Below are 13,874 nucleotides of genomic sequence, written 5' to 3'. Positions count from 1 at the left end.
TTCCACCCGGTTTTTGTTACGACTAACCGCCCTTCTTGCTATGAAGTGGCCGGCCTTCTCCCCTTAAATACCGCCATCACTTCTTCAATGTGATTTTTCGCAAACAGAATAGTAATAGTCGAATAAATAAGCAATCCTGTTGATGAAAGAAATAATAGCCGAAAAAATGGCGTCCACTGCACGATCCATTCCCCGGCTCTTATCAGCCATACGCCACCTGCGGCCACCGCGCATGCAACGAGAAATGGCCAGATCCTCATCGCGATCTTACGCAACGAGATTCCCACGAGCAATTGGACCAAAATGAAGCTTGGGGGCGCTGTAATGATCTGTCCGAACGCGTACCACCATACGACAGACTGCAGCCCCATACCATGCGTGAGCACAAGCGCCAAGCATGTCACTATGGTCTTGAATACGAGGAACACCAAACCAATCGACGGCTTACCCAACGCGTTGTAGACGGTTCCATTGTAAAACTGCAATGCTTGCACCGCCCCTAGCAGCGCCATCGGCTGCATGATTGCGGCACTCGACTCCCATCTCTTTCCAAAAACTATGACAGTCACCTCCGGCGCAACACATGCCAGCAGGACAAACACCGGCACAGCAACTGCGCTTGTGAGTGTGATCGCCTTGTAGTACACGCGCGCAAGTTCATCCTTATCATGCGCGATCCGCGAAAACCCGCTATGGGCCACGTCAAGGACCGCGCCACTAAGCGCCTGCATGAGCGCCTGGTAGATCTTCACGCCAACCAGGTAGCACCCCAGTGCTGCTGCCCCAAGGTTCACAGCGAGATATATCTCAAGGTAGCGCGTGTTTCCAAAGTCCAGAAGTTGCGCACCAAGTTTGTTGATTCCATAACTGAACAGACCTCGCACTCCGGCGAAATCAAACTCGAATGAGAATCGCCACTGCGAGCGAACCCATAGCAATGCAGAATTCATTAGTGCATTTATTAAAATCTGTATGACCAGGCTCCAGGCGCCATATCCGGAAAACGCCAGTATCGTTCCGCAGACTCCCGAAACGATGGTTGACGAGACCGAGCATATGGCGAGCCATCGGTAGTGGAAATTTCTTCTCTGCATAGCCTGCTGGCTGAAACCCAGCGCGGTCAGCAGGACGCAAACACTTGCGGCTCGCAGGATATTGGTAAGTTCAAGGATTTTCATGTACTTCGCAATGAACGGCGAAGTCACCCACAACACCGCAAACACCAGAACTGAAAGCACGAGATTGACGAAGAATGCCGTGTTCAGAAGTTGCGGTGTTACCGATGGCCGCTGAACGATTGCTTCACTCAATCCTTGATCGACGAAAATGGTCACAAACGCAAGGACCGCCATCGCCGACGCGAACACACCGAACGAATGTGAATCAAGCAACCTCGCAAGGATCGCGAACAACGCCAGCGTTGCCAGCTTTCCGCCCCAGCTCTGAATAGTCGACCAAAGCAAACCAGACAATACCTTCCGACCAAGATTATCGGTCATTTTCTCTCACCCAAAATAAGATTCCCTCTCTCCGCCAACTCTTCTGGTTGCCCTGTCAACTGGCAGTTCAATGCGCATCGCTTATGCCTTGCATATCTATCCCCTATCGGCCGAACCAAGCATGTGTTGCGTTGCCGCGACCCAGTAATAGCGCCCGCGACGTATCGCCCTTAAGGAACGACAAGATACAACCCGTCATCGGTCGTACAAGCAAATACAGCACAAAATGCAAAGGGTAGCCATTCGGGGTCCGCGAGCAATGCGAGGAAGGGGAAAATCACCCCGACACTCAGCACCTCCGCGCACGAGACCATCCAGCAAACGGACTAATCAATCTGTCCCGCCCGGCCACTCCGCTATCGCCGGGATCCGCTCAGACTCCCGATACGACACATTCCCCAAACCGTATCGGCTCGGAAGTCCCGTCCAACGTGCGTCGCAACACCTGAAGTTGCATCTCATGCCACACACGCGCGGAATCGCGCGCGGCCGCACCCTCCGCCGCTCGACGGTTAGCATCCCGTACCAGCTTCACTACCGCATCGGCAAAGCCCTGTGCGTCGCGATCGCCCACGACTGTCACGCCGCGCAGGCAGTTAGACGACAGACCGCGGGCACCAAGCCGGGTTGTCACCACCGGCAAGCCATACTGCATGCTCTCGAGCAGCTTGATGTTGATGCCAGTGCCAAGCAACATCGGATTGATCGAAATGGGCGCCGACGCGAACGCTTCGGCCAAATCCTTCACCGGTCCACGCCTGATCAGGTTGGGATGATCATCCACCGCACCGGCGATCCCGCCCAACAGATGTAGCCGAAATTGCGGCACCTCGGCCGTAATGCGCGGCAACACGTCGTTCATGAAGTACGCCAACGCGTCACGATTAGGCTGATTGTTACTGCCAAGAAATGCCGCATCGGGGTGGAGCCGGCTATCAATACCCGGAATCGTCTCGAGCAGATGACTGAGCACCGCCACTTCCGGACCTTGCCCCTCGTCAGCGAGGCGCTCGGACAAGGCCGCGCCTTCATCCGATTGAATCGCCAGCACGACATGTGCGCGCCGGAGGCCGTCCTCCTCGCGGCTTGGAGAAATCGAGAACATGTAGTTCATTGCGCCTGGACGTCCGATGAAGGGTACGTGCCTGTCTGCAAAGATGTCGTGTGTATCGAGCACCTTGATCACGGAGTCAGGAAACGCATCAAGCGCACGCGAGTAAAAAACGTACTCGACGAACACGGCATCGAATCCGCGCTCGCCTTGCAAGCGGCGCAACTGGCTCGAAAACGTAGCACTGAACAGTTCGTCGAGGCCGGTGTAATACGCCTCGCGACGAACCAACACGCGAGCTGCGGTGCGCCGTAGCAGCCAGGCGACGCGCTTGGCCCGGTAGGTCCACAGTGCAGCCCCCGTGCGTCGCAGGACCGTTACGCCCGCGATCCCGAACTCATCGCGGTGCGCCTCGATGTCGATGCCCTCAGGTTGGCGGGTTTCGAGATAAGCGAAATGCACCTCGTGGCCCAACGAGCGGATCGCCCGGGCGAGATTCAGGACGCGGCTTCGATTGCCCGCGTTGAGCGGAAAAAGAGGGATCGGAGAAACGATGGCGACTTTCATGGCGCAGTCCCATTGAGCATGGCTGAAGTGGCGGCGGTGGCCGCATCGTGACGAATGGCGACAAAGCGATCGATCAACAAGGTTTGCCCTTTTGCGAAGCCAACCCCGTGGACGTAAGCGCCGCGTTCATGGTCGGTGCCGTATGAAAATGGCCCGCCGGGGACCGGCAACCAGCCATAGGCCGATCCGGGCAGCGCGCGGACAGGCGTGTCGATCCGGCGCGTCATCGGTGGATAGGCGCCGACGCGAATCGCTGCGGCAGGTGGTGCGAGCGTCGCGTCCGGCACACGGACCTCGGCGAACAGATCCCAGTTGCCCCCACGCGGCAATTTGTCGAATTTGAGCTGGACGGCCCAAGCCTCCGAATCCCCGCGCAACGACACCGCGCCGCCATGCGCTGCCTCGGTGTCCGTCACCACGCGCGCGCTATCGTAGAGGTTCAACTTGAGCGCACCGATTTCCTGCCAGTCGGCCGTGGTCAGCGCCGAGACAATGGCCGGCGCCGCCGACGGATGCCACGCTACATCCAGCAAATCCCGAAGCGCACTCAGGTCTCCGCTTTGCCGGTATTTCGTCGTGTGCTCAACAGCCAGCGCGGCGAGCAGACGGGCCTTGCGCACCGGAATGTCCATGTCCCAACCACCTTCCCGCGCGCGCTCAGCGTAGCGCGCGCGCAGCGCGAGGATGACGACATCGAGCGGCATGCGTGCCTGGCGGACCCGGGCAAGCTTCGTCGGGTCATCGGCCACCGCACGCTCGGCCGAGTCGAAGTCCTGATCGGATTGCCGAACGAATCCATAGGTGTACATGGGGGCATCGATCGGCGTCTGCTCCGCCAACACGTCGCCGGTGACACGCACGGCCTCATGCATTCTGTCGATATAGCGGGTGATGGCCGGGCCGGCCGCGCCGTAATAGGCGTTGCAATATTCCCGCACCAGCGCCCGTACATCCTCCGAGGGCGACCAGAGCTGGCGCGCGATGAGCCAGACCCGCAGGCTCGAAAACTCGCCGCCACGCGATTGCCAGTCACCTTCGCCGAAGTAGCCTTCGACATGCGGAAGCGTCGCCAACCACGCGATGCTGCGGCCGATTGGGTAAAGATTAGGGGTGGGTTGCAGGTAGCCACCAAAATTGACAATGTGGTCCCAGACCAGCACGTGACGGGCGATCTCGTTCCAGCGTCGAATGCCCTGACCGAGCGACGCGTTTCGCCCTTCGTTCAATGCGGAACTGTAATCGACCTGAATCGTCATCGGATACACAAGGACGTCATCCGGCACGGTCATGCCTTCGGGCGGCGCAAAGCCCCAGTGATAGGCCGGCATGGCAACCCGCGCATCCGGAACCGACTGCCGCACGCGTGACGCCACGTCACCGACCATATCGAGAAATGCGGCCGAGGGCGCACCACCGTGGGCGTCAACAAAGGCGCGACTCGACGCATCCATGTCCCACCCCCAGTCCATATCGTGGATACCGAACCAGATTTTCTTAGGGGCGTTCGGTGTCTGCAGTCGTTGAACGATCTCCTGCGCCATGACGCGCCGCACGTCCGGCGACATCATCGCGAGCTGCCCCCCTCCAAACCAGTCGGGATGCGTCGCCCCGTAACGCGAGCGTGGCACGAGTGTCCAAAAGTCGAAGTCACCGCCACGGGCCAGCCAGCTGTGATCCCACATATCGATTCCCGAGGGCGACGGCCGGAATGACGTACCATGCGATTCGCCGTTCAGCAGGTTATGTGCGCGAAACGCCTTGTCCTCCCCTTCGGCGCTGAGCACTTCCCGGTAGGCAAAGCGCGGCTTCTGGCGGATGCCAGCGGTCGAAACCCGCAACGTACGCTTGACCGGAACCTCTACTGCATCCGGCGCGAGCCATTTGACCCCGAGTTGCCGGTCCAGCCACCAATACACCCCAAACAACGTGCCGCGCGGCGTATTGCCCGCGATGACAAGGTCCCCTGACCATTGGCAGATAACAAAGCCGTCGTCCCCGAGCGCAGCCTCGCGTCCTGCAGTGCAATGTTGCACGGCGCCCTGGCCGCCGACGACGATCACCGGCAGATCACTCGCGCCATCCTCCAAAACCACAAACCGCGCATTCGAGATGCGGGACAAATAGTCCGCAAGCTCGTCCGCCGCGTGTCGCGTCACAGCATCGACCGCCCCGGCGCGAATCACATAATGCGCCTGGCCATTGTCGGCGAGCGTGGCGAAGGCCTGGCGGGCGGGCAGCGCGGCAGTTCCCGCAACTTGCGCGCGCGGCGCCGCGCAGCCGGCGACCACGTAAATGTAAACGGATGCGAACACCGCCAGAATGGTGAGCCTCCACATCCGCAACCCGAATCGACTTAGCGCATTCAACGCGAAATCCCCGAGATGCCAGGCGGAAGCGAGAACGGCACATGGAATTTACGCCGGAACCGCAGCAGGCTGCGCAAATGATGCCGGCCAGCCCCCGACATGGGACCTGCCGCCGATTGCCGCTGATGCAGGTGAACCAGCGTCACCCCGGGCATGCACAAGACCCGGTACCCCGCCTGCCAAGTGCGTGCGCACAGATCGACGTCCTCCATGTAAAGGAAATACGCCTCGTCCATGCCTCCAAGCGCCTCGTACATCTCACGGCGCACAACGAAGCCGGTACCCATCACCCATTCGGCGTCGAAGGCGCCGTCACCCCCCCATGCTTCGACCATCAGGTGATGCGCCAGACGGGCCCTGAAGGGCGCCATGCGGCCAAGCGCCGTCCGCCGCCCAAGGATGTCGAGCCAACTGTAGAAGCGGCGCGCCGAATACTGACGCCGCCCGTCAGGGTATTGCAGGTCGAGACCGACCAAACCGGCCTCGGTCCGCGTGTCGAGCAACTCGAGGACCGCCGAAAGTCGATTCTCTGTGAATCGCGTATCGGGATTGACCACCAGCACGTAGTCTCGCCGACAAGCCGCCATGCCGAAATTCACGCCCGACCCGAAACCCCGATTACACGCCGCCCGAAGCAGGCGTATGCCCGCGGGGAGGCTGGCGCGGAACCGGGCGTACGAGTCGTCCGGCGATGCGTTATCGACCACGACGACATCTTCCGGAAGCGCGACCTCCAGTTCAAGCAACGATGCTACGCAGGCTTGCGTCAACTCCGGCGTACCATAGTTGACGATGATGACGTTCAGGCGTCCTTGTGTGTTCACCGTTTCACCCCGATTCGTATGTTTTTGTTTGTTCCGCTGGTATAGCTAGAACGATCTGCTGCCCGATGTGCCAACGTCTTCGACAAGCGCCCAAAGCGCGGCCGCCGACGCGTCCCAGTCGAAGCACCGAACGCGCTCGTATCCACGCGCGATCAGTTCGTCACGCCACACACGGTCCTGACCGAGCTGCTTCATTGCCGTCGCGATGGCTTGCACCGACAACGGATCGACGAGAACCGCTGCCTGCCCCGCCACTTCGGGCATCGCCGACAGATTCGAAGTCAGCACCGGCACACCCGAGGCCATCGCCTCAAGGATGGGCAGCCCGAATCCCTCGTACAGGGACACGAATGCAACAAAGAGCGCGCCTCGATATAGCTTCGGCATCGCTTCATTCGGCAACACGCCCGTGAACACAATTGACCCGTCACATCCGCATTGGCGCGAATGATCGACGATGGACTGGTCGCGGTCGCCCGTGAGCAACAAACGAACGCCTGCCTGCGCCAACCCGCTGGCACTGAAGGCCTCGATCAGCCGATTCAGGTTTTTGTACGAGCGTCGGTTGCCCGGGTACAGAACGTAGGGAAAGGGATAATCGAGCGTCTCGCGATTTCGCGCGTAGACAGGGTCGACCCCGTTGACGATCACGTGAACCCGATCCGATGGCATGCCCGACCACGCGAGAAACTCGCTCCGGGTGAATTCGGAAACGCAAACGACCGCAGCGCACCGGCGGTAAAACAAACGGAACACGTAGTCGTAATAGGTCCGGTGTGCGCGGCTGTAGAAATGACGATGGGTCAGGTCATGAACCGTGACCACGGACGGGCAATGCTCGCGTAGCGACGGTACCGGCGGCACAAACCCAGGATTCCAGAACACCCCGTCACGCGGAGAATGCGCGCGCAGCGCACGGGTCAACGCGAGAGGCGTCAATGGGCGCGCGACTCCACCCGCAACAGGCAGCGACTCGATCTTGACTTTCGATGGCGCCCGGGAGACGTACGCCTCCATGACGTTGTAGATACCCGTGCCGATCGGCCAACGCATATCGGTGTGCACGACCAGCGGTTTGCGTTGAAGCGCCGGGGATGCCGGCGTCTGATGGCGCGCTTCGGCGACGTTCATGGTTCAGTCCATCCAACCAAGAAGACGTTGGGAAGCGGCAATCCAGTAGTAGCGGGCTTGCGCCGGACGATATCGAATGCACGAAAGCAAGCACCCAGCGACGGGGCGGGCAACCATGTAGGCCACGTAATGCGCGGGATACCGGTTGAGCCTCAATACGCGGCCAAATCCGCGGTTGTAACGGCGACCACGATGAAATGCTTTTTCGTCCAGTACAGCAAGCGGCTCTGGGTGGTTGACCCGAAAGTCGACTTCATAACGCACACGGTACCCGCGATCCAGAACCCGCAACAGGAAATCGACTTCCTCTCCCGATCCCCAGCGCGAACTGGTTCCTACACCGAGTTCGACGTCGAACCCCCCCGTCGCCTCCACTGCGCTGCAACGCAGGAAAATCGTGTATGCCGTCGCGCATATCCAGATGTTGAACCGGTCGACATCCTGCGAGTGGCGCGCCCAGCGGCCTTGTGAGGGTGTGCCGTTAGCGTCGATGCTGTTGCCCGTCAGGCCTTCGATGTCGGGATTGGCTGCGAACTGATCTGCAATGTACCTCAGCGTGCCGGGCCTGTACCAGCAATCATCGTCCGGAAACGCGACGATTGATCCAGTCACCGCTTTCAAGCCGACATTCAGTGCACGAGACTTCCCCTTTTCAGACCTGAGGTAGACGATATGAAACTGGTCACTGTACTTGTCAACGATCTTCACGACCCGGTCATCCGGGTTCTGATCTACGACGATCACTTCGAAATCCGAATAGTCCTGAAGCACGATGGAATCGAACAGGCGCACGATCTCGTCGCTGCGTCCGATCGTTGCCATGATGAGCGAAAATTTCATAGGAAATAGCCCCGTGACGAAGACTGGCGACGAGAATGAAAAACCTGGTGACCGGGGGTGATGCCGGGGCGCCGACTCAGGCTCGCAGACACCGCAAAAGAAGCCAGGACGCCACGGAACAGGTAGGAGGTCTCGCTCTCATCACTACGGCCCAGTGTCGCCATAATCAGTGAGAATTTCATCTCATCTCCGAGTAGATTTGCCCTGATCCCGGGGGACGCGCTTTCCAGCGCGCCTTGCCAGATCGCCCCGCAAGCCGGTCGACGACCACCATGCCGCGTCCCCATGACACCAGATAACCCGCAAACAGATAAGCCATCTCGCTTTGGTGCATAGGGTTCACAACGGACCAGGCAGCAAGCGGCGCCAGGCACAACATGGTTCGCCAGCCGTGGCCCAGACCGCAAAAAAACACCAGCCACGCGATAACTCCCGGTATTCCCGCTATCAGCATTAGGTCGAGAGGTGCGCAAAATACCGAGTTGGTCCCCTCCCCAAGCCCTTTGACGGTAATGGGAGAGGTCGCGAAGTAGCTCTCAACAAAGCCGAATCCGTAACCGAGCCAGTCTTTCGTGACGAGTGCAATACTCGTCACGAAAGCAAGACCACGCTCCTCCTCCAGGCGAACCCGTAGCAGATCACCTGACAGTTCGTGGCTAAAACGGTAGTAGTACAGAATTGCACCGGCGGAGATCGCGAGCACCTTGAGAATATTGCGTCCTTTGATTTGCGTAAGCAGCACAATGCCGCAAGGTATCAGGACAGTCTTTGACTCACTGAGCAGGGCAACAGCAACACCAACGCCAAGGAACCATGCGACATCGGACACCCTTCGTTCCGACTGTAAAAACAGCATATAACTCATGAAGAAAAAGGTTGCAGCTAGCCAGTTGCGTTCCTTGAATGAACCGTGGAGTGCGCCCTGCGCGAAATCGACTGTCTGATACAACACGGGGACATCAAGCTGCTGGAGCAAGATCTGGAATAACAGGAAACCGAACAAACTGACGTAGCCGAAAGGCAACTCCGCGCTCAGGTAACGGCGCCCGAAGTACCGTCCCAGCAGGTAGAAGACAGGATAGACCACGACAAATTTGATAATCTGATCGATCTCCTTGATTCGTGGATAGCCGCTGAACTCCGTCAGCAAAAGAGCAACACCGATGAAAAGTGAGAACGCCAGCGCCTCATGTGCCCGCACCGAAATGGATCGCTTGACCAGTAACAATGGAATCAAGGTCACCGCCCAAAGCTGGCCCAGTTGGGCGCCACCGATCTGTACAAACTGAATCGAAAGCGCCAGAAGACCGCAGACAAGCTGAAAGCTGTCCGCACGGGGAGACAAGCCACCGCTCAGTCCGAGCGGCGCGATGTACTTCCCCCGGCCAATGTAACTAGCGGCCTTCATACGCGTAGTACCCCGTTCCGTAGCCGCCGTATCCAAACCTGCCCTGCGGGACGTCCGTGAGCACGGCTCCTCGAATTACGATGTCGGAATTACGTATGCGCCGCGCAGCCTCAGCGATCTCGCTGGCCGTCTGCCTGCCGTGGCGTACAGCCATCAGAACCGTTCCGGCGTGCGGCGCGATCAGGATCGCGTCCGTCACAGCCAGCACAGGCGGGGTGTCGACGATCACCGCGTCATACTGCGTCGATAATGTGCCCAGCAACGCTTTCAAACGGCCATTCATAAGAATCTCCGCCGGATGCGCCGTCTTGCTGCCTCTGGCCAGCAAGTCGAGCCGCGGCAAAACCTCACGATGGATGGATGCATCGCCGGCCTCGCCCAGCATTACATCCGAAAGACCTGGCGCGACGTTCTTGCCAAAGCAAGCGTGGACATTGCCCCTTCTTAGATCAGCGTCTATCAATAGCACGCGCTTGCCGCCCGCAGCCAGAACCGCCGCCAGATTGACCGAAAGAAAGGACTTACCGCTTTCTGGGCTCGAGCCCGTTATAAGAATGATGTTGTTCTCCGCATTGATGGCACCAAGGTGCAACGCAGTCTGCAGGCTTCGAAGCGCCTCAATCGCCACGTCGTTGCGAGCAACGCCGGCCAGCAGGAATTTCCCAATACCTCCCTTGCGCAGCAGCCGCTCTATGCCAGGCTGCCGATCGCTATGCGGCACGACCGAATACACTGGCGCGGACAGAATCTGTTCGATCTGGTCGGTGTGTTCGATGCGGACGTCCAACGCGCGGCGAATGAACGGAACCGCCACTCCAAGAACAAGCCCGAGGATCAGAGAGATTCCAACGACAATCAGCTTCTTCGGTTTGACCGGCTTGTCCGGTTGCATCGCCCAGTCCACCACACGGACGTTCCCGACCTGGCCGGCCTCCATCACGCTTAACTGTTGCGAGGTATCAAGCAGATTGGTGTATAGCTGCGTATCGACACGGACGTCCCGAAGCAGCCTGAGCGCCTCTTGCTCGGTATTCGGCAACCCCTGGACCCGGTCGCCGAGGTTCCTTTGTTCAGCGGCGAACGCTGCAATGTTGTCGGTAAGTGCCGCTACCGCAGGGTGATCATCCGAGAAGCGCTGTTGCAACTCAGTGCGCTTCTGCTCCAACTCCATCTGCTTCGCTCTCGAGTCGACGAGCTGTGACAGCAGCAACCGACTTTCCTCGCTCAGATCGACCGTTCCTTTCCTGTTCCGGAATTCGTTATACGCACTCTCTGAGGCTTCCAGCTTTGCCTTCAGGGCAGGTAGCTGCTTCGCGAGAAAATCCAGGGTCGACTGAACCTCATCTCTTTTTCGCTTGACGTTCTGCGCGACATAGTTACGTCCAATGCCGTTCACGATCTGCGTGATCTTGCCGCTGTCCTTGCCATCGAGCGTTACGCTGATGATGCCGGACTGCTTGGTCTTCTCCTCCACATTGAGCTCGTCCTGCAAGCGTGCAATCGTGTCAAGCTCGCTTGAACGCTTCAATGAAAATCGGGTCCCTTCATTAGCGATAAAATTGTCGACTTGCATCGTGAATGGCAGACCCTCTAGCATTCCTGAGCAAAGTGTGCCGACCACGCACTTGGCGATAACATCATTGTCGTGGTCCAAAAGCTGGTAGCCGTTTGCCCTACCAGCGATCAGCGTGAAATCGGTGCCATACGGCAGCTCAAATTGGCTGACATCGATGCTTGCACCACCCCACGAAAATCGACGCATGCCGAGCCAAGGCGCGACCAGCTTGCCCGGCGTGGCATGACGTGCAATGAATTCGCCAAGTAAGGGGAAATAATTCGGCACGGCATCGATATCCAGGTGCTGTTGCCGTACCGTTTTCTGTATCACGAGTCGGGAAAGTATCAGCTGAGTTTCAGCCGCCGCGGTCGCGGTGGTATCGAACAAGGCAGCGAGATCCCCAAACGGCTCCTTCGCGCTCGAGGTCGGATCCTCCACCTGAATCAAGGCGTCCGCTTGATAAACGGGTGTTGAAAATATCGCATAGCTAACGCCGATGGCAAGAATCACCGTGGCGATCGCTATGATCGTTTTCCAGTTATGCAGAACAACCAAAACGTACTCGGACAGTGAGGGTTCTGCCACACCGGAACTTGTTTCATGCAACTGGAGCACCGGAGAACTCATTGGTGCGTGGGGGGTCTGTTCGGGGTTAAAGAGTTTGTTCATTTTGTGACTACCGCCCCGGTCATACCTGCATTGATCCCAGGCAACAGCAAACTGAGGACACGGCTAAACCGCACAAGACCGTTGCCATCTATGTAGACCACGTCCTTCGGCTGCAACTGAAACTGATTGGCGACAACCATTGCTACCGGCGAAGCGGCGTTCAGGCGATACACCTCCGGTGTAGCCGAAGACGAGCCGCGAATCACAAAGATCTGCGCTGCATCCCCGCTGCTGCTATTCAGGCTGCCGGCTTGCGCTAGCGCGTCACCTAACGTCAACTTGCCATCATGCTGCGGAGTAGCGAATATCGGCTTGTTCACCTCACCCATGACGTAAGCGCCGTTCTGGTCGCGTGAAGTCACGCGCAGTACGTCGCGATCCCTCAGCAGGATCTGCGAACCGCTAATGTTTCGCTCGAGCATTGCGGTCAGATCAATGGGATAAGACTTCCCGTCGCGGATCAGATCCAGCCGGCTTTCATCGGCGGTCGGCAGCAAGCCGCCGGCCCGATTGAGCGCCTCATAAAGGGTCATCGGGACGTCGTTGATCGGCTGTACACCGGGCGTATGCACTTCGCCGTCGACGTAGACCTGCTTGCTTCGAAATGACGCAACTCGAACGGTTACTTGTGGCTTTTTGAAAATGGTGAGCGCCCTCATGACAACATCTTGCGCATCTTCGGTTGTCAGCCCAGCCACCTTTAATTTGCCGATGTACGGGAACTGTACGTCGCCATCGCCGCTCACCACGAAGCCTGCCGCGGGATCCGCAGCACGTTGCGCGCCCGCGCCCTGTGCCGATCCGGATTCGGCAGGCGCCAGTTCCGGATGATCCCAAACAGTGATCTGCAGCACATCACCAGGGCCGATCAGATATGGGGCGGGCGGCTCGTCCATGAGGGCCGTGAGGTCGGCGGTGGCCGCCCCCTCCGGCGTTTCTCGCTGCGCTCGAAGCAGCGAGATGTTAATTTCCCGTACCGGAACGGGAAGTTGCTTCGCCGCGCTCGCACCGTCGCCGCCAGGAACCGCTAAAGGCACCATCTCGGGCATCCTCATCCCTGGCGCCATTGCGCAAGCCGACAGACCGAACGTCAACGCTACGGAGCTGACGATGCGGATACGCCGCCGCAGATGCGCTTTTCTCAAAGCTTCCCTTGTACTGTTTTGATCCTGTTCCATCAAATACTCCCTCGGACTAACTGCTCTTCTTCTGATTTACCGACTGGTGCAGATCTTCCTGCCTTCCGGTTGTCTTCGTTGACGTCTTTTCTGTTGGCAACCTTTTGAACCAAACCCGCTTACCAAGGCTTCCGGTACACCGGATCGCCGCCGAACGGCGGCTGTTCCGGCGCGACCCAAATCCCCTGCCCCAGTTCGATGTCGAACTGCGCTTCGGTATCGCCCGCTGAACTTGCTTTGCCAGCCCGCGACTGCTGGGTCAGCTTGAGGGCGAAGCCGCCGCTATCGGCACTCGGAGCAGCCAATTCGGGTTCGACTGCAAGCAGCGCCTCGGTGGGCGTCTGCGGCTCCTGCCTGAACGATTCCGACGGGATGGCAGGTGCATCGGTCGGCGCGCCACGCAGCTGCAGATAATCGTTGTCGAATGCGCTCGGACTACCGAGAAGTTGCGTCTCCTCCAGAGATAGCTGCGGGTTTGCGTCACCCGAACGGCGTGGGCGTGCACCACCAATCGCCGTAGAGAAACCGAATGCTTTAGACGTCGTATCGGCGACGGACGAAAAGGTCTGCGCTTCGGCAGGTAGTGACATCGCGCTCGTTAGCACAAACATCGCCATGACCACACCCCACTCCCGCTTTACGCGATTCAACCTGAAGACCTTTCCTGGCATTTTCGTTCCCGCGAAAACCCAGTGAGCCGAGCCCAACCTCAATGTGCCCATTGCTTTTCCTGTCGAGAAACCCAAACCGGCTCGTCAACTCTGCCGGGGAGTTATAGCCACA

At 58.8% G+C, this 13,874-nt stretch carries 10 protein-coding genes; all 10 read right to left on the bottom strand.

Going from position 1 to position 13,874, the window contains the following annotated elements; all coding sequences use genetic code 11:
* Positions 1–38: 38 nt before the first annotated feature.
* Complete coding sequence (locus tag AYM40_RS25245; protein WP_063498930.1) at positions 39–1,499, bottom strand: lipopolysaccharide biosynthesis protein; 1,461 nt, start codon at positions 1,497–1,499, stop codon at positions 39–41.
* A 373-nt stretch (positions 1,500–1,872) separates the two neighbouring features.
* Positions 1,873–3,117, bottom strand: a complete 1,245-nt coding sequence (locus AYM40_RS25240) for a glycosyltransferase (protein ID WP_063498929.1) — start codon at positions 3,115–3,117, stop codon at positions 1,873–1,875.
* Positions 3,114–5,453: a DUF4838 domain-containing protein gene (locus AYM40_RS25235; RefSeq protein WP_063498928.1), complete on the bottom strand. Its 2,340-nt coding sequence runs from the start codon at positions 5,451–5,453 to the stop codon at positions 3,114–3,116. Before AYM40_RS25235 ends, AYM40_RS25240 begins: the two co-directional genes overlap by 4 nt.
* Before the next feature lie 26 nt (positions 5,454–5,479).
* Positions 5,480–6,307, bottom strand: coding sequence for a glycosyltransferase family 2 protein (locus AYM40_RS25230; RefSeq protein ID WP_063498927.1), 828 nt, complete (start codon positions 6,305–6,307; stop codon positions 5,480–5,482).
* Between the two features lie 45 nt (positions 6,308–6,352).
* A complete protein-coding gene (locus AYM40_RS25225; protein WP_082855290.1) occupies positions 6,353–7,438 on the bottom strand; it encodes a glycosyltransferase family 4 protein in 1,086 nt (361 codons plus the stop codon).
* Positions 7,439–7,441: 3 nt separating this feature from the next.
* On the bottom strand, positions 7,442–8,260 hold the full coding sequence (locus AYM40_RS25220) for a glycosyltransferase (protein ID WP_420488516.1): 819 nt from the start codon (positions 8,258–8,260) through the stop codon (positions 7,442–7,444).
* 196 nt (positions 8,261–8,456) lie between these two features.
* Positions 8,457–9,686, bottom strand: coding sequence for a hypothetical protein (locus tag AYM40_RS25215; RefSeq protein ID WP_063498925.1), 1,230 nt, complete (start codon positions 9,684–9,686; stop codon positions 8,457–8,459).
* On the bottom strand, positions 9,673–11,913 hold the full coding sequence (locus tag AYM40_RS25210) for a polysaccharide biosynthesis tyrosine autokinase (RefSeq protein WP_236721078.1): 2,241 nt from the start codon (positions 11,911–11,913) through the stop codon (positions 9,673–9,675). The genes AYM40_RS25215 and AYM40_RS25210 overlap by 14 nt, the downstream gene beginning before the upstream one ends.
* A complete protein-coding gene (locus tag AYM40_RS25205) occupies positions 11,910–13,091 on the bottom strand; it encodes a polysaccharide biosynthesis/export family protein (protein ID WP_082855289.1) in 1,182 nt (393 codons plus the stop codon). Before AYM40_RS25205 ends, AYM40_RS25210 begins: the two co-directional genes overlap by 4 nt.
* A gap of 119 nt (positions 13,092–13,210) precedes the next feature.
* Positions 13,211–13,762 (bottom strand): hypothetical protein, encoded by a 552-nt coding sequence (locus AYM40_RS25200; protein WP_148662295.1) that lies wholly within the window; start codon positions 13,760–13,762, stop codon positions 13,211–13,213.
* Positions 13,763–13,874 lie beyond the last annotated feature (112 nt).

The organism is Paraburkholderia phytofirmans OLGA172 (assembly GCF_001634365.1).
In the GTDB taxonomy this organism is placed as follows: domain Bacteria; phylum Pseudomonadota; class Gammaproteobacteria; order Burkholderiales; family Burkholderiaceae; genus Paraburkholderia.
This window is presented reverse-complemented; position numbering and strand designations above follow the sequence as displayed.

Coding starts and splice junctions, on each gene's coding strand:
- AYM40_RS25245 (WP_063498930.1), bottom strand. CDS start 1,499: ATGACCGATAATCTTGGTCGGAAGGTATTGTCTGGTTTGCTTTGGTCG.
- AYM40_RS25240 (WP_063498929.1), bottom strand. CDS start 3,117: ATGAAAGTCGCCATCGTTTCTCCGATCCCTCTTTTTCCGCTCAACGCG.
- AYM40_RS25235 (WP_063498928.1), bottom strand. CDS start 5,453: ATGTGGAGGCTCACCATTCTGGCGGTGTTCGCATCCGTTTACATTTAC.
- AYM40_RS25225 (WP_082855290.1), bottom strand. CDS start 7,438: ATGAACGTCGCCGAAGCGCGCCATCAGACGCCGGCATCCCCGGCGCTT.
- AYM40_RS25220 (WP_420488516.1), bottom strand. CDS start 8,260: ATGGCAACGATCGGACGCAGCGACGAGATCGTGCGCCTGTTCGATTCC.
- AYM40_RS25215 (WP_063498925.1), bottom strand. CDS start 9,686: ATGAAGGCCGCTAGTTACATTGGCCGGGGGAAGTACATCGCGCCGCTC.
- AYM40_RS25210 (WP_236721078.1), bottom strand. CDS start 11,913: ATGAACAAACTCTTTAACCCCGAACAGACCCCCCACGCACCAATGAGT.
- AYM40_RS25205 (WP_082855289.1), bottom strand. CDS start 13,091: ATGGAACAGGATCAAAACAGTACAAGGGAAGCTTTGAGAAAAGCGCAT.
- AYM40_RS25200 (WP_148662295.1), bottom strand. CDS start 13,762: ATGCCAGGAAAGGTCTTCAGGTTGAATCGCGTAAAGCGGGAGTGGGGT.